This window comes from Aliikangiella marina (assembly GCF_007004765.1).
GTDB lineage: Bacteria > Pseudomonadota > Gammaproteobacteria > Enterobacterales > Kangiellaceae > Aliikangiella > Aliikangiella marina.
In genome coordinates this window covers 879,351-894,139 of sequence record NZ_VIKR01000001.1, presented here as the reverse complement: position 1 = coordinate 894,139, position 14,789 = coordinate 879,351, and the positions used below count along the sequence as shown (strand labels likewise).

The following is a 14,789-nucleotide window of genomic DNA, read 5'->3' as shown; positions in this document are numbered from 1 at the left end:
TGCTTTATTGCTTCGAAGACCTTGGCATAGATCAATATCTTGGTTTTGATCACCAAGCGTTAGTCTTTTTGCTTGGAAATTTATCTGTGGCCTATTGGCTTAGTCGCTTGATGACTTGCAGATAATCATTGGTAATCTGGTTTTCTTCTGGATGAACACCGTCTTGGATCACCCACTTTCCGGCAACCATCACTCCCTCTATCGGCATTGAGTGACAAGCAAAAATCGCAGCATCGAGCATAAACCTTGGATGTTTTGCAAATAGACTGGGATGTTTATCGTCGAGTATGATTAAATCTGCCCGCTTACCAACGGCTAACGCACCGACATTTTGCGCGACACTATCTGCGCCGGATTGAGCACTGTGGACAAAAATGTTCTGGCCAACGGAAGGACATTCTGCTGAAGATAGAACGGCTCTTTGATGAGTTGTGAGCCGTTGTCCATATTCTAGTGTTCGGATCTCGTCAGCGACATTAACGGCGATATGGGAATCAGAGCCTAAAGCGATTCTGCCGCCTTGCTCCATAAATGATTGAGTGGGAAATACGCCATCACCTAGATTCGCTTCCGTGGTAGGGCAAATTCCAGCCACCGCTTCACTTTGTGCGAGCCGCTTAGTCTCTTGATTGCTCAAATGAGTCGCGTGTATTAAGCACCAGTTTGCATCCAACTCACAATGATCCAACAACCATTCTACGGGCCGCTTTTGGTAGTAAGCTACGCAATCTTCAACCTCTTGAAGTTGCTCAGCAATATGAATGTGAATCGGCGCTTTGGGATTCAGTTTGCGAATAAAAGGAACGATTTGAGTAAGCTGCTCTTGACTGACTGCGCGCAAAGAATGAGGCGCAATGCCTAAATTAACTGTAGGCTTGTTCTTTAGTGAAACGCTTAGCGACTCGAGTAGTTGGCAATATTCATCGATTTGATGAATGAACCGCTTTTGCGCCTGAGATGGTGCTTGATAGCCAAATCCAGCATAAGTATACAGGACCGGTAAATGCGTGATAGAAATCCCTATCGATTCTGCAGCATTAACAATTTGTAGTGACATTTCTGCCGGGTCGTCATACAGCCTACCGCCAACTTGGTGGTGTAAATAATGAAACTCAGCGACACAGGTATAACCTGCTTTTAACATTTCCAGATAAAGAAACTTAGCAACGACATGAGCATCCTCTGGCGTCATCTGTGCTACAAATCGATACATGATGTCGCGCCAACTCCAAAAACTATCAGCTTGATTGCCTCGGTATTCTGAAAAGCCGGCGAAAGCACGTTGGAAGGCGTGAGAATGACAATTCACCATACCCGGAATAACCGTCCCCGCAACCTCGTCGGCTTCGCTTTTGGTCCCATCTTGGATACTTTCAATGATTCCTTTATCATTAATTAAAATCAGTTTATTACTGTTCCAATGGTTTCCAAGTAAAACCGATTCGGCGTATAATTTCACGGCGCTAGTCCACTCAATGTCAAACTGTTGTATAACAGCGAACCTTAAAGCGCCAAATCACAAATTACAAGATAATTAACATCTAAAACACAATCTAAAATAAGATAAGTGTCGATTGAAAGGAACCGTCATGTCCCTCACCTACGATCTCGTTATTCACAATGTCAGAATAGCAACCATGGCCGAGTCGAACAGTTATGGGCTCATCGAAGATGCTGCTATTTGTATTAAGGATGGTTTAATTCAAAAAGTGATAGCACAGGTCAGTAGACAATCTGGTGAGCTTGAAACAGAATCGGTGATTGACGGACAGGGACGCTTGTTAACTCCTGGCCTAATTGATTGCCATACTCATCTTGTTTATGGTGGTAATCGCGCAAATGAATACGAAATGCGACTCGAAGGCGCAAGTTACGAAGAAATTGCTAAAGCTGGCGGGGGAATCGTGTCAACCGTTAAGGCCACGCGCGAAACAAGTAAAGATGAATTGTTTAAAGCTGCAGCCAAACGCTTAAGTTATCTGATCGAAGAAGGCGTTACTTGCATCGAAATTAAATCAGGCTACGGACTTGATTTAGAAACTGAACAAAAAATGCTAGAAGTCGCGCACGAACTCGACCAATTCTCGCCAATTGAAGTGAGCAAAACCTTTTTAGGGGCTCATGCTGTTCCTGAAGAATATAAAGGCCGAGCAGATGAATATATCGATCTGGTTTGTGACACTATAATGCCTGAGTTAAATCGCCAAGGTCTAATTGATTGTGTTGATGCGTTTTGCGAAAACATCGGCTTTAATTTAGCGCAAACGGAAAAGGTGTTCGCTAAGGCGAAGTCGCTTGGATTACCGGTAAAACTGCATGCAGAGCAATTATCGGATTTGGGCGGCTCCGCTATGGCCAGTCAATACGGTGCATGGTCCGTGGATCATCTAGAGTTCTTGTCCGAATCAACTATTAACGACTTGAAGCGTTCTAAAACAGTCGCAACTTTGCTTCCAGGCGCTTTCTACTTCCTTAATGAAACTCAGCTTCCGCCTATCGAGGCTCTCAGAAAAAGCGCAGTACCGATTGCTATCGCGACTGACTCTAATCCGGGTAGCTCTCCTTGCCTCTCTTTACTGCTGATGATGAATATGGCAACAACCTTGTTCAAGATGACACCCTTAGAAGCGTTAAAAGGTGTAACCATAAACGCAGCAAAAGCACTGCGTCGAGACGACACGCTGGGCTCCATCGAGCCAGGTAAACAAGCCGATATGGTTTTGTGGGACGTAAGCTCACCGGCTGAGCTAAGCTATCGAATTGCCGGTAACCCTTGCTTTATGGTCATTAAAAAAGGTGAAATCATTCTCTCGCATGAAGTTGTTAATGCGAACGATTAGCCGAATAGCACGTTAATTTAAATCACTCGCGAATTCTTTCATTAATTTCAGCGGGACAATTTCAAGGGCTTTTTTGTGAGTTCTTTGCAAAAACACTCTTGGCGCCATGCCGTTTTCATAAGCCTCGAGCCATCGAGCGGCACATAAACACCACTTGTCACCCGGTTTTAGACCTGGAAATCCGAATTCTGGTATCGGGGTCGATAAATTATTGCCGCGAAACCTCGAAAACTCGAGAAACTCTTGAGTGATTTCCACGCATACAGTGTGAGAGCCAAGATCTTGCGCGCTGGTATTACAACAGCCATCGCGAAAAAAACCGGTCACCGGATCTTCACTACAGGGGATAAGCGGTTCATTAAATACGTTTAGCGATTCTTCAATTTCTAGTTCTTGCATGACCAGCCTACTCAATAAATTTTTTATTGTTATAACGTAGCTGTTTAAAAGATGCAAATGACAACGCGGTTAGCTTCTCGCGTTGACAGAACTTTAACAACTAGGCATTCAATGGCTAGTACTTAGCACTTAGCACTTAGCACTTAGCACTTCTAATGCTGCCAAAGATAACTAAACTTAGCAAAAACAGTACGATCAGTTTTACGCAACGACGTAACATTATCGTCTTCAAGCGCGTTATCTGAGTACCCAAAGTAGAACAATGACTGCGGATTCACTTTGTAAGAATAAATTAGCTGTGTTCCAAAGTCCTTAGATTTCGCGAGAAAATCATTATCCGGATCACTATCTTGATTATCGTCATAAAGCGCAAGATTTCGATCAATTTCAATCGACTGCAGTGTTAAAGAAAGTCGACTTCTCACACTAAACTGATAAGCAAAGCGTAAGTCATATAAATCGGCCTTAAATAACTCTCCCCCCTCTACATCGAGCTTTTGCGACGTGTAACGAAGATTCATGTTAAAGTGCTTGCCTATTTGCCATCGTACGCCGGGCTCAAATAAAGTTATTTCACCAATGCGTGCGTGAGTGAAGTCAATTTGGTCACCTATTCTCATAAAGTTTTCAAAAGTGAAATCAGCCCAGGGCTTAATCATAAACCACGCCATAAATTGCTTTTCGTCAAAGTAGCGACCATCAAAATACCGATTTCGATCAACGACGCCAAAATTTGTGCGAAACTGGTTAGGCCCGTTGATAAACATGTGGATTTCAGCCTCTTCCTCAAGTAACAATCCGGATTGATCTTCTGTGCGGTCGATATCGCCAAAAACACCCCAACGAGTCCATTTGCTGCCCTCTTCGCCTCGCCAAACATAGTCACCACCAACAACCCAGCGCTTGTAATCCACCTGAGTAATAAATCCTAAGTCGGCTCTAAAATCCTTACCGAAATCATTGTAGGAAACACGATAACTCCAATCCTCCTCATTGTGTCGATAACTTAAACTTAACGCGCTATCGGAAGGTGAATCTGTATCAAAATCGGGACAATCATCGTCGGCCCCATCACAAACTGGATTATCCGATGAGGAATACATGACTTGATAGTTGAGAATATCTTTTTCGGTGAAGTAATATTTACCATCAATTGATGCGACCTGATTTTCATAGTCGCCACCCGCTCGATGAGTGATTAATGCGCCGATGTTGTTTTTCTTGCCGATATCCATTTGACCGCGCGCAATAAAAACATCCGACGCCAAGTCTGGTAATAAAGCAATATCTGAACCCGTACTCCCTGGTGCCAAAAATGTCGTACTCGTATCTTGCGCAACGATAACCCCGCCAGAGTATCCATTCGTTTTACCGGTCACCTTTACACCTATGTCGGGATCGGCAATATTCCGCGTATGCACTAACCGATTTCGACTTTTAAAGTACTCCGCTCCATCTAAAAAAAATGGCCTAGCCTCGGGAAAAAATAATGAAAATGTCGTGTTAACATCTAACTGTCCGGCATCAGCTTCAACTTGTGAAAAGTCTGGATTGATGGTCGCATTTAAGATCCAATCTTCCGACATTGCCCATCGCAAATCTAAACCAACTTCAAACTCATCTGTGACTTGATTCCAAGGACCAATGGGATCAACTTCCCTATCTTCACTATTAACGTAAGTAACCGTCGGTGTGACATCAAAGTTCGCACCCGAGGATTTTAATTGTGGCATGCCTCTAACCTTATTGGCTTGGCAAAGCGAACAATCAAGCGAACGATCATTTTTATTATCGGTTATGACCATACGGGAGTCTCGAGGATAGATTCTTAGAAACCGAATGCCCCAGGTTTGCTCGCTCAAGTCAGGTGTAAAGCGTAACGCTCTGTAAGGAATCGCCATTTCGACGACATAACCACTCTCAGTGACACTACCAGCACTGTCCCAAACAGTATCCCAAGAAGAATCTTCATTGTTTAAAGTATCGTCAAGAGTTAAGTCACCTTGTGAACCAAGTGGATTCACAAAAAACTCAAACCCTCTTCGTTCATCATTAAATGTATCTAAAATAACGCCGACGAAATCATCTTGAAAAATACTATCTCTATCTCTAACGTAAGCGAGTATCGCCTCAGGATCGGGATCACGTGCGTCAAATGCGATATAAATATTTTCACCGTCTTCCATCATGTAGGCTATGGTTTTTACGGGCGAAGGCGTACTATCGCCGGGATTTGTATTAAAAGCGACTTCGACTCGCGTTGCTTTGGCCCACTCGTTCGCTGAAAACTTCCCATCGATCTGCGGCGTTTCCGATACTCTCGGCATGTCATAAATAACTTTCGTCCTTCCAATGGGGCTGATTAACGCCAACAGCAGAAGAACAGGCACGCAAACAAGTAACCGGATAAACATAGAGTTCCTAAAAATTATTATAGATTTATCGGTTTATGACGAAACCAACAGCGAAAAAGTTGGCTTAATCAATAAACTGTTACATTTAACGCAAAGGATAGAATATTGGGGCAAAAAAAAGCCGCGGGTCCGCGGCTTTTTGTTATTCAAGTCATTGTGAACGACTGAGACTAGATATCATCGATAATTTCATATAATGCGTCAACAAACGAAGCACCTAATTTAATACTCCGCTCTGGAGACCAGCCTTGTACTGGTTGCGGCGTATCAGCGGTATCTTTAAATGGCATTTCTAGCGTGATGGCAACGCACTTAAACTCTTCTGAAACCCAGTTAGAACACATCGACAAATCCGCTTTTCCTGGCTCATCCTGTGGATATCCATGTGTCATTTGAAAGTCAGGGTTAACCTTCATCATCGCATAACCAAATCGGTCGTTTATATCGTTTAAGGTTTCGTTCCAGCACGGTACCCCTTGAGAGCCAGCAATAAAATTGTATGGCAATGCCTCGTCGCCATGCACATCAAGGCAAAAGTTTACCCCTATCTGCTGCATTTGTTCTCTTAACAAATAAACCTCTGGACTGCGTTCCATTGTAGGTTCTAACCATTCGCGATTGAGGTTCGCGCCGCAAGCATTTGTACGTAAATGACCCCGTCGACTGCCATCAGGATTCATATTAGGTACAACATAAAAAACCGCTTTCTCAAGTAATCGTCTTGCGAGCGCATCATCATCATCCAATAACCGATGAATAAATCCTTCCATCCACCAAGATGCCATGGTTTCTCCTGGATGTTGTCGTGCATGAACCCATATTTTTTTCTTGCCTTCTTTCGGCTCACCGATAATTAGTTGATCTAAGTCTTGGCCATCGAGTGTTTGGCCGAGCACCTTCAAATGAACTTTAGGATCATCAAGCGCCCATCCAACGAGTTCAGACACTCGCTCGGTGGAGTATGGTGCGAAATAAGCGTAATAAACTGAATTGAACTCAGGCTGATGATCAATCTGAACAACACCGTCCTCATACTTAGTTGGAACGCGAAACCAAAAATCTTTATCATACGACGCTACCGCTTGATAATCCGGCCAACCATCTGCGTAGGCTGCATCTTTGGCATTAACAATTTTCATTTTGCAGCTTTGTCCTTGCGCACCGGTTAAACGGAAATAAAACCACTGAAAGAAGTCGCTGTTATTATCTTTTTTTATTTCTAATTGAATATCATCTGCCTGTTCACAATTTAAACAAACGATGTTTCCACCTTCAAAATTACTATTGATATTCATATTTATTCCTGGGTATTAATGAGCGTCGGGTTGGTCTCGTTTTGGAATAGCGTAGTTAAACACTATTGTTCGAACAAATCTTTTGAAACCCCGCAGAGTTGAGCAATTTTTACTCACCCTGCTTGGTAAATATTCGATTGCTTAAATTTAATTCAAGCTAATTGCTTGTACTTAAACATTTCTAGCTTATTACAATGTAATTGGTTTGGCCATCTTTTACCGTGAAATGCAGGCTTAAAATTAACGATGCATAACATTCAGTCCAGTTTATCTTGTTTAAATTCTATGGCAAACTCTTTGGAATTAATGCAGTTGGAGAACGTATTGCTACTATTGGCAGTCTGAATCATTTTCCAATTGCAAACAACTTAGGTTCGAAAAGAGAGATAACAATGGAAGAATACTTCAACAACCGAGTCACTCTAGATTCGCTTCCGAAGCTTGAATCGCTTGAATTTCAACCACTTGAAGCGAAGTATGCCTTTCTGTCTAGCGTAGAAACTTTACTCGGTTGGTTATTCGTTTTAGTTCCTTTTACGATTATCAAGCTATTCGTCAAACCAGAGCTATTGCCTTACTGGAGCTTTCTTATCGTCGCTGCGATCGCAATCCTTTCAGCCTTGTTTGCGTATTTTTCAGCCAAAGCAAAAGGCTACGTTCTCAGAGACAGAGATGTGCTGTACAAGCAAGGGATCTGGTGGCAAAAACGCACTGGGGTATCGTTCAAGCGGATTCAACATATTGATATTACTCATGGCCCAATTGAGCGAAAATTTGAGCTAGCAACTATCAAGTTTTTCACCGCAGGTGGCAGTTTAGCCGACTTAAGTATTTCTGGCTTACCTAAATCATATGCCGAGAAAATGCGGGCAATAATTATGGATAAGGTGGGCAGTCAACAAGATGGATAATCAAAATCTCGCCGAAGACTCGATCGACGATCAACAATGGCACCACTTGTCGCCTGTCTCAGTGATTTTCTTTATTGGCAAAACCATAGGACACTTTCTCAAAGATGCCGCCGCAGGTTTAGCCCCGCTTGCCGTTATTATTTTTAACTCTGAGGAAAAAGGAACCATGAGCTTGCTACTCGGCGGCGGCTTGCTGGCACTTTTGCTCATCGTTTCATTACTCCAGTTTTGGTTTTTTAAATTTAAAACTCATCAAGACAAAATACTCATCAACGAAGGCGTTTTTAAAAAGCAACATCGGACAATTAATTTTGACCGAGTACAAAATATTAATATCGTAGAACCCTTTTACTTTAAATGGTTCTCTTTAGTAACCTTGCAAGTCGAAACAGCTGGTTCGGGTGGAAATGAGGCCAATCTCGCGGGAATTCCGATTACCCTGGCAGAGGAACTTAAAGCACTTGCCCTCGAAACCAAAAAAGTCAACGTCGACAAAGTAATCCAAAGCGATGCTGCTGAAGCGAATCAGAAAAGTCTTCTCTTAGCCACTGCAACAACAAGTGATTTAGTCAAGTACGGACTGACTAATAATGGAATGATTTGGTTTTTCGTGTTTATCGCACCCTTTACCGGTGCAATTGACGATCTATTGGAAAAAGGGATTGGTCAAGAAAATCTAGACTGGGCAATAAATGCTTTAGGTGGTGGTACCCAAGGCGGTGTTATCTTAATCGTGATCACGATTTTCCTCGCACTCGGGCTGGCGATTTTATTCTCAATTTTGGGATCGATTTTTCGTTTTCATAACTACCGACTCAGCGAGTCAAATAAAACGATCAAGCGAAAAGGCGGACTATTAAGCACCCACGAAGAATCGACTAAACGTCGAAAAATTCAGGCTATTCAACGCAAAACTAATTTTATCGGTCGCTGGCTCAAAGTCGAGAACATGGTATTAAAACAAGCATCCGGTCAGGTCAATCAAAAAAATACTAGCCGTAATCTTTTTGTTATCCCGACACGCACGAAGGACGAGTCAGCCGAGCTTGCCAATATCATTTTTCAAGAAAAACGTTCCTATGGTGAAGAAAAAGGGATACATTCCCGCTATCAAGTAAAAACCCTTTTAGTGTCGCTAATTCCAATCGTTATTTTATCGCTAATTATTGGATCTCAACTAACTTGGTATGCGTTATTGATGATACCAGTTGCCGCGCTACTGTTTTATCCCTTAATTCGACAACGTTGGAAAATGTATCGTTATAAAATTAGTCACAAGTATGGTTATTTTCAGAGTGGGTTCATTGGTTTTCGTAAAACTGAATTTCCTTTATTTAAAGCGCAAAGAGTCACTATCAATCAATCACCGCTTCAAAGAAAACGAGACTTAGCGACCCTAGTTATTTATTTTGCTTCTCAAAAGATTACTATCCCATACATGCCAATGAAAGACGCGCAGTATTGGTTTAATCTGATTAGCTTTCAAATCGAAACAACTCATCAAAACTGGTTTTAAACATGTTAAATATAAAAACACTTTTAATGGCTCTGTGTATTGCGACACCTCCAATCGTTTCAGCTTCCACTGTAATGGCGACCTCTGCTAATGTCGAAGAAAAACGAATTAAAGCTGCCGAAAAAGCGATACCTGACGTTATTAAAACGCTTGATGACATTAGTCAATACTTCGCTAATACCTGGCCGAAGGTTAAAACTTATCAAGATGCGATAACCTTAGTGGACTATTACGGTGGACTTTTATGGCAACAAGCCAAAGCCGCGATAAAGAAAAAAAACAACTATGATGACCGCTCGATTTACTGGCAGAGACTCAAACTTTCTAAAATCATTCGGACCCTTTCATCGTCGTTTAATCCGACAGCGGAAGAATTAAATGCACTTCAGCAACGGTTAGAACGAGCGAGTCGAGGCATCAGCGACTTAGCTTTTAGGGAAAACACTCACTTAAAGATTCTTTTGACTGGCTTTGATCCTTTTTTACTCGATCGTAATATTTCTCAAAGTAATCCGTCAGGTGTCACTGCTTTATTGTTCGATGGATTAATTATCGAATATCAAGGAATTACTGCAGAAATTAATACTTTGATGGTTCCGGTCAGATATGGCGATTTTGACAGAGGGTTTGTTGAAAATGCGCTAGCCCCATTTTACATTAATGAATCCGTTAATCTCATCACAACGGTGAGTATGGGACGCAGTGAATTCGATTTAGAGCGCTTTCCAGGTAAAAGGCGAAGCGCGTCTGCGCCGGGTAACTTAAATCAATATTCTGGCGGTTCGAAAGAAAACCCGGTACTCATGACTTTAGCAGGCGAAACCATAAGCGGCCCAGAATTTGTCGAATTTAGTCTGCCCGTTGACGCAATGAAGCAAGCAAAAGGCAAGTACAAAATTAATGACAACCATCAGGTGACGACTTTAACTAAAAAGTTTAAACCTAAGACCTTGGCAGAACTTGAGAACGAAATAGCTGTCGAGGGCGGTGGTGGTGGCTACCTTTCGAATGAGATTTCTTATCGAAGCATTCGTTTGCGCAATCTGATGGGATCGAATATTCCGACAGGGCATATTCATACACCAAGAATTCAGTCGCATGACCCTAAAGTGATCAAAGCAATTGTTGATCAAATCGAAGAAATGCTTAAACTGTCCCTGCCAGTATTAAACGACAAGAAAAATACCCAATGAACAAAGAAAAGCGACAACAAATTTTCGAAATTTTAAGGGACGGTAATCCAAATCCGGAAACTGAGCTGGAATATACCTCGCCATTTGAGCTTTTGATTGCGGTATTACTTTCCGCTCAAGCCACTGATGTGAGTGTCAATAAGGCTACTCGAAAACTCTATCCCGTCGCTAATACCCCAGAAACAATCTATGCACTGGGTGTCGATGGAGTTAAAACGTATATAAAAACCATCGGTTTATTTAATTCAAAAGCAGAAAATGTTATCAAAACCTGCAAAATTCTGATGGAAAAACATGACTCGCAAGTTCCCGAAACCCGCGAAGAATTGGAAGCGCTACCCGGCGTTGGACGAAAAACAGCCAATGTTGTATTAAATACTGCTTTTCGACAGATTGCTATGGCGGTCGATACTCATATTTTTCGCGTATCTAACCGCACCGGTATTGCGAAAGGGAAAGATGTCGTTGAGGTTGAAAAGCGATTGTTAAGATTGGTCCCTAAAGAATTTTTGATGGATGCTCATCATTGGTTGATCTTACATGGTCGCTACACTTGTGTTGCGAGAAAGCCTCGGTGCGGGTCATGTGCCATTTACGACCTATGCGAATTTAAACAGAAAACCGCTTAAAATTTCTGAGCCCTGAATATATCTACTTCACTTAAACTGACTATTCCGGGTCTATCGGTCAAGCATTCTTCCATCAACCGGGTCGCTATCCCATCAGCGACTTCCGAGTCTAGAACAATAACCTCAATCTTGACTATTCTAAACTCATCTGCGACCGATATATGACCTGATTGATGCATATGAAACGGTCCATTGCCTCCACCCTCAAAAATCGTGTAACCTTTAGCGCCTTCCTGCAACAGCACTTCGATCACTTCTTCCTCAAAGACTTTCTCAGTCATAACAGAAATAAGTGTGGCTTTATGTTTCATAATGATAATTCCTGATGTTTGCGGCTAAAAAACAATCGTTGCTAATTCGGTGAACAATGGAATGCCAATTGCGATACAAATCGGCGTTCCGATACTAGTTGAAGAACCAATATACGCTGATGGGTTTGCTGACGGAATCCCGGCACGCAAGGTTGGTGGCCCAGATATATCAGAACTAGAAGAAGCTAATATTGCCAGCAACACCACTCCACCTGGACTGAAGCCTGTCATATGATGAGCAATAGCCCCCAATCCAAAAGCAATTCCTCCGTGAAGAAGTGGCGCGATCACCGCATACACCGCATACCAGTGAGCAACACGGCGTAATTCACTTAACCGCTGCCAAGCTTCAATCCCCATAATGATCATTAATATTGATAAAAACCCACGAAATAAGGGCAAATAGAAACTCTCGTAAACTGGCTCGGGCTGGGTAAACAACCCGAGAATCAATCCCAGAATTAACGCAGAGAGTGCAGATCCTTGTAAGCTTTCCTTAACGATTTCATTAATACTTACGGGCTTTCGTTTTTTCTTTAAAGAGGCGCCCTCCTCTTTTGAACCGCTTTTCTCAATGGCCAATCGACCCAAGACAATCGCTAGAACGAGCGCAGGAATATCCATAAACGGATAGAGCGCCGACACCCAGGCTTCGTATTCCATTCCAATATCATCTAGATGCAACATACCTGCTGCAAATGTCGAGGCCGACACAGCGCCGAAAAGTCCGGCTGTTGCAATCGCGTCGACAACATTAATACCCGGAAGTTTCGCTAAAAGAATTTTGCCCAGATAAACAATAATAACGCCGGTCAGAACAGCAAACAAGGCTGGGAGCAGAAGCTCTTCGAGATTTGCATTACGAATTTCCATGCCACCGCGAAGGCCAATTTTCATTAACAGAACGAATACAATAAATTTATAGACTTGGTCAGGAATAGTGAGGCGACTTCCCATGGCAGCCATAAGCATTCCGCCGAGCAAGAAGCCGAGTGTTGGCGTTTGAAGTCCTTTGAGGAATAATTCAAAAAAACTTAAAATTGCGTCCATAGATTACCAAGCCTGCTTTTAGTGATTTGAGGGACTAAAGCAATACAAGCATTTTAATTTGCATGCTTGGGGCGCTATTAGACCATTTTCGACGCGCGAATAATAGTCAATCAGTGAACTAATTTGAAGTAGTACATTCAGCTAAACGTCACTGATTGTACCAGTGAAGGGATTATGCAAAGAAATCAAAGCGCTTTAAATCCAGCGACGAACTTTTTGCTGATAGCGTGAAAATTCATCCGCAAACTTTTCCCGAAGAACTCGCTCCTCAGGCTTAATTTGATATTTATTCATATAAAAAATAAATAAAAATATCAGCGGAATGGTCAACGGCGCTCGAATATAAAAAGCAAACGATACCAAAAGCAAAGTCAGCGCTAAATACATTGGGTTTCTTGACACAGTAAAAATTCCCGTTTTAACCAATCGAGTCACTTTTCCGGGATCTGTCGGATCAACCGTTGTCCGATATTTATAAAATTCATAAACCGCCAAAACTCCAGTAACAGCAGACAAAAGCAAGAAAAAGCTCCCTAGCGCATAACTTGCGAGAGAATTTAGCTCATTATGAAATAAATACTGGTTAGTTAAAAACATCAAAATGGCGATGAGAATCATGACTAGTACGGGAGGAATTTTAGTATCGAGTTTACTCATTTTGCGTTTAAAAGTAATCGTTTGGTCGATAATAACTGAAAATGTTGTACTTGAGCCAGATTGAATGACTGAAATAGGCAAACTATTTCGGCACAACAGCCCTTAACCCAATAGTTCCGCTTAGTTGATTGACCGATAGTCGCCGTTTAGCAACTTCGATTTAGATTTTTGGTGCTTTGTTGACTAGTACATGATTGCTTAACAATAATTCGTTAACTGCGATATTCTTTGCAACGCGTCATGCAAGTACGGTCCATGAATTAAAGCAATTTTAATGCGCTTTTTATCACAATGATTACAATTAAAAAATTATTTCAAAACAACAACCTTCTATCGTATAGTCTAAAAATTAGTTAGTTGACTCGATTTATAAGAACAAAATGTCTCATCAAGCAATAGAATTCCCTGAAGAAATAATACGCGCGAAAAAACTTGCCAATATAGCCGACTCTGCAATTCGTATTCCGATAATTAATATTAAGTTTGGCCTTGATTTTTTAGTCGGGTTAATTCCAGTCGCGGGAGATATCATCATGTTTCTAGTGGCTTATCGAATCATTAGACTTGGTCGCAAAATAGGCATACCCAAACCTTTAAGAAATAAAATGATTCGTAATAGCGTCATTGATTTTTTGTTAGGTTTCGTTCCGGCTATCGGAGATTTTATCGATCTCTTCTACAAAGCCAATAACGCTAACGTAAAACTCATGGAAGACTGGTGGCTTGAACAATCACGGGCTAAGTCGCATCACTCCAACTAAAATTAGTCATTACGGCTCGACTTGTTAAGCGCGTAACTGGATAGCGCTAATGAATAATGGAAATTAATCGAGCGAATTAACAAGGTTACTGACAATCGTGAACGGAATTAGCTTAAGGTCTCTGTTGATTTGAGTCAGTAAAGTGTGCTTTAACAAGTTCGACAACCTTCAATAACCGATCTCGTACTGGTATTTTTTCATATTCTGGTTTTGCCGCTAATTCAGCGTCAAATTTTGCGACTAACTTCCACTTTGTCCAATCTTTTTGCTGCCACTCGACTAATTCGGGAATCGTATCAATGATTGGTTGTAAAGGTTGAGGCGCATCGCCATAAGGCTGAAACTCCCACCCCTTGTCAGCCATACAGTCATTGTAAGCTCGCTTGAGTTCATCTTGATACTTTTGAACCTCTCCTATCGGGCAAGCGTTATTGCTAAACGGCTTCGCGCAAAAATCACCACCAACAGTGCGGCCAAAAGGCTGACAATTCCTTACCGGTGCGACTGTGCGACACCTCGGTTTCTTGATGGGCGCGTTGAGCGCTACTTGCTCACATGCTTGCTGTGCGGTATTGAGCACGGTTTGCCAGTTTACATTTTTATCTTTAGCGTTGTAGCGATCAAATGCCACTTTGGTTAAAAACCACTGCCCTTCTATTTGACTTTCCGTTTTGACTCGCGTTTTTTGCGATTCTTTCTCAGAAGTTGCGCAAGCGCTCATAATCGAGCCGACCGCTAGCGCGAATAAAACCAATGTATATTTATTTTGGGTCATTGATGAATTAACTTTGCTATTGGTTAGAATTACCGTAT

Annotated in this window: 14 protein-coding genes; 6 read left to right on the top strand and 8 right to left on the bottom strand. The window is 42.0% G+C overall.

Annotation, left to right across the window (positions count from 1 at the left end):
• Positions 1-91: 91 nt before the first annotated feature.
• On the bottom strand, positions 92-1,459 hold the full coding sequence (locus FLL45_RS03975; RefSeq protein WP_142888477.1) for a formimidoylglutamate deiminase: 1,368 nt from the start codon (positions 1,457-1,459) through the stop codon (positions 92-94).
• A 130-nt stretch (positions 1,460-1,589) separates the two neighbouring features.
• On the opposite strand from FLL45_RS03975, the gene hutI reads away from it, so the two are divergent.
• On the top strand, positions 1,590-2,840 hold the full coding sequence (gene hutI / locus FLL45_RS03970) for an imidazolonepropionase (RefSeq protein WP_142888476.1): 1,251 nt from the start codon (positions 1,590-1,592) through the stop codon (positions 2,838-2,840).
• 12 nt (positions 2,841-2,852) lie between these two features.
• Here hutI and FLL45_RS03965 read toward each other — a convergent pair whose 3' ends face one another.
• From FLL45_RS03965 to FLL45_RS03955, 3 genes are all read right to left on the bottom strand, one after another.
• Positions 2,853-3,239: a DUF2237 family protein gene (locus tag FLL45_RS03965; RefSeq protein WP_142888475.1), complete on the bottom strand. Its 387-nt coding sequence runs from the start codon at positions 3,237-3,239 to the stop codon at positions 2,853-2,855.
• 152 nt (positions 3,240-3,391) lie between these two features.
• A complete protein-coding gene (locus tag FLL45_RS03960) occupies positions 3,392-5,653 on the bottom strand; it encodes a carbohydrate binding family 9 domain-containing protein (RefSeq protein ID WP_142888474.1) in 2,262 nt (753 codons plus the stop codon).
• A gap of 170 nt (positions 5,654-5,823) precedes the next feature.
• Positions 5,824-6,948: a M14 family metallopeptidase gene (locus FLL45_RS03955; protein WP_142888473.1), complete on the bottom strand. Its 1,125-nt coding sequence runs from the start codon at positions 6,946-6,948 to the stop codon at positions 5,824-5,826.
• Between the two features lie 392 nt (positions 6,949-7,340).
• Between FLL45_RS03955 and FLL45_RS03950 the strand changes: the two genes are divergently transcribed.
• Genes FLL45_RS03950 through nth form a run of 4 tightly spaced genes read left to right on the top strand, consistent with a single transcriptional unit; the run spans position 7,341 to position 11,197 of the window.
• Entirely contained in the window at positions 7,341-7,859 is a 519-nt protein-coding gene (locus FLL45_RS03950; RefSeq protein ID WP_142888472.1) for a PH domain-containing protein, read from the top strand.
• Positions 7,852-9,375 (top strand): PH domain-containing protein, encoded by a 1,524-nt coding sequence (locus FLL45_RS03945; protein WP_142888471.1) that lies wholly within the window; start codon positions 7,852-7,854, stop codon positions 9,373-9,375. The genes FLL45_RS03950 and FLL45_RS03945 overlap by 8 nt, the downstream gene beginning before the upstream one ends.
• Positions 9,376-9,377: 2 nt before the next feature.
• Positions 9,378-10,568 (top strand): hypothetical protein, encoded by a 1,191-nt coding sequence (locus tag FLL45_RS03940; protein ID WP_210247104.1) that lies wholly within the window; start codon positions 9,378-9,380, stop codon positions 10,566-10,568.
• Positions 10,565-11,197: an endonuclease III gene (gene nth, locus FLL45_RS03935; RefSeq protein WP_142888470.1), complete on the top strand. Its 633-nt coding sequence runs from the start codon at positions 10,565-10,567 to the stop codon at positions 11,195-11,197. The genes FLL45_RS03940 and nth overlap by 4 nt, the downstream gene beginning before the upstream one ends.
• Here nth and FLL45_RS03930 read toward each other — a convergent pair.
• From FLL45_RS03930 to FLL45_RS03920, 3 genes are all read right to left on the bottom strand, one after another.
• The gene (locus tag FLL45_RS03930; RefSeq protein ID WP_142888469.1) at positions 11,194-11,508 is read right to left on the bottom strand and encodes a P-II family nitrogen regulator; all 315 of its coding nucleotides are present in this window, start codon (positions 11,506-11,508) and stop codon (positions 11,194-11,196) included. The two genes, nth and FLL45_RS03930, sit on opposite strands and share 4 nt — an antisense overlap.
• A gap of 24 nt (positions 11,509-11,532) precedes the next feature.
• Entirely contained in the window at positions 11,533-12,558 is a 1,026-nt protein-coding gene (locus FLL45_RS03925) for a sodium-dependent bicarbonate transport family permease (protein ID WP_142888468.1), read from the bottom strand.
• Between the two features lie 195 nt (positions 12,559-12,753).
• On the bottom strand, positions 12,754-13,296 hold the full coding sequence (locus tag FLL45_RS03920; protein WP_142888467.1) for a methyltransferase family protein: 543 nt from the start codon (positions 13,294-13,296) through the stop codon (positions 12,754-12,756).
• A 299-nt stretch (positions 13,297-13,595) separates the two neighbouring features.
• Between FLL45_RS03920 and FLL45_RS03915 the strand changes: the two genes are divergently transcribed.
• Positions 13,596-13,976 (top strand): DUF4112 domain-containing protein, encoded by a 381-nt coding sequence (locus FLL45_RS03915; RefSeq protein WP_142888466.1) that lies wholly within the window; start codon positions 13,596-13,598, stop codon positions 13,974-13,976.
• Between the two features lie 112 nt (positions 13,977-14,088).
• Here FLL45_RS03915 and FLL45_RS03910 read toward each other — a convergent pair whose 3' ends face one another.
• A complete protein-coding gene (locus FLL45_RS03910; RefSeq protein WP_142888465.1) occupies positions 14,089-14,751 on the bottom strand; it encodes a hypothetical protein in 663 nt (220 codons plus the stop codon).
• Between the last annotated feature and the right edge of the window lie 38 nt (positions 14,752-14,789).

Excerpts from the sequence above, each read along its gene's own strand:
- hutI (WP_142888476.1), top strand. The coding sequence starts at position 1,590 with ATGTCCCTCACCTACGATCTCGTTATTCACAATGTCAGAATAGCAACC.
- FLL45_RS03965 (WP_142888475.1), bottom strand. The coding sequence starts at position 3,239 with ATGCAAGAACTAGAAATTGAAGAATCGCTAAACGTATTTAATGAACCG.
- FLL45_RS03960 (WP_142888474.1), bottom strand. The coding sequence starts at position 5,653 with ATGTTTATCCGGTTACTTGTTTGCGTGCCTGTTCTTCTGCTGTTGGCG.
- FLL45_RS03955 (WP_142888473.1), bottom strand. The coding sequence starts at position 6,948 with ATGAATATCAATAGTAATTTTGAAGGTGGAAACATCGTTTGTTTAAAT.
- FLL45_RS03950 (WP_142888472.1), top strand. The coding sequence starts at position 7,341 with ATGGAAGAATACTTCAACAACCGAGTCACTCTAGATTCGCTTCCGAAG.
- FLL45_RS03945 (WP_142888471.1), top strand. The coding sequence starts at position 7,852 with ATGGATAATCAAAATCTCGCCGAAGACTCGATCGACGATCAACAATGG.
- FLL45_RS03940 (WP_210247104.1), top strand. The coding sequence starts at position 9,378 with ATGTTAAATATAAAAACACTTTTAATGGCTCTGTGTATTGCGACACCT.
- nth (WP_142888470.1), top strand. The coding sequence starts at position 10,565 with ATGAACAAAGAAAAGCGACAACAAATTTTCGAAATTTTAAGGGACGGT.
- FLL45_RS03930 (WP_142888469.1), bottom strand. The coding sequence starts at position 11,508 with ATGAAACATAAAGCCACACTTATTTCTGTTATGACTGAGAAAGTCTTT.
- FLL45_RS03925 (WP_142888468.1), bottom strand. The coding sequence starts at position 12,558 with ATGGACGCAATTTTAAGTTTTTTTGAATTATTCCTCAAAGGACTTCAA.
- FLL45_RS03915 (WP_142888466.1), top strand. The coding sequence starts at position 13,596 with ATGTCTCATCAAGCAATAGAATTCCCTGAAGAAATAATACGCGCGAAA.
- FLL45_RS03910 (WP_142888465.1), bottom strand. The coding sequence starts at position 14,751 with ATGACCCAAAATAAATATACATTGGTTTTATTCGCGCTAGCGGTCGGC.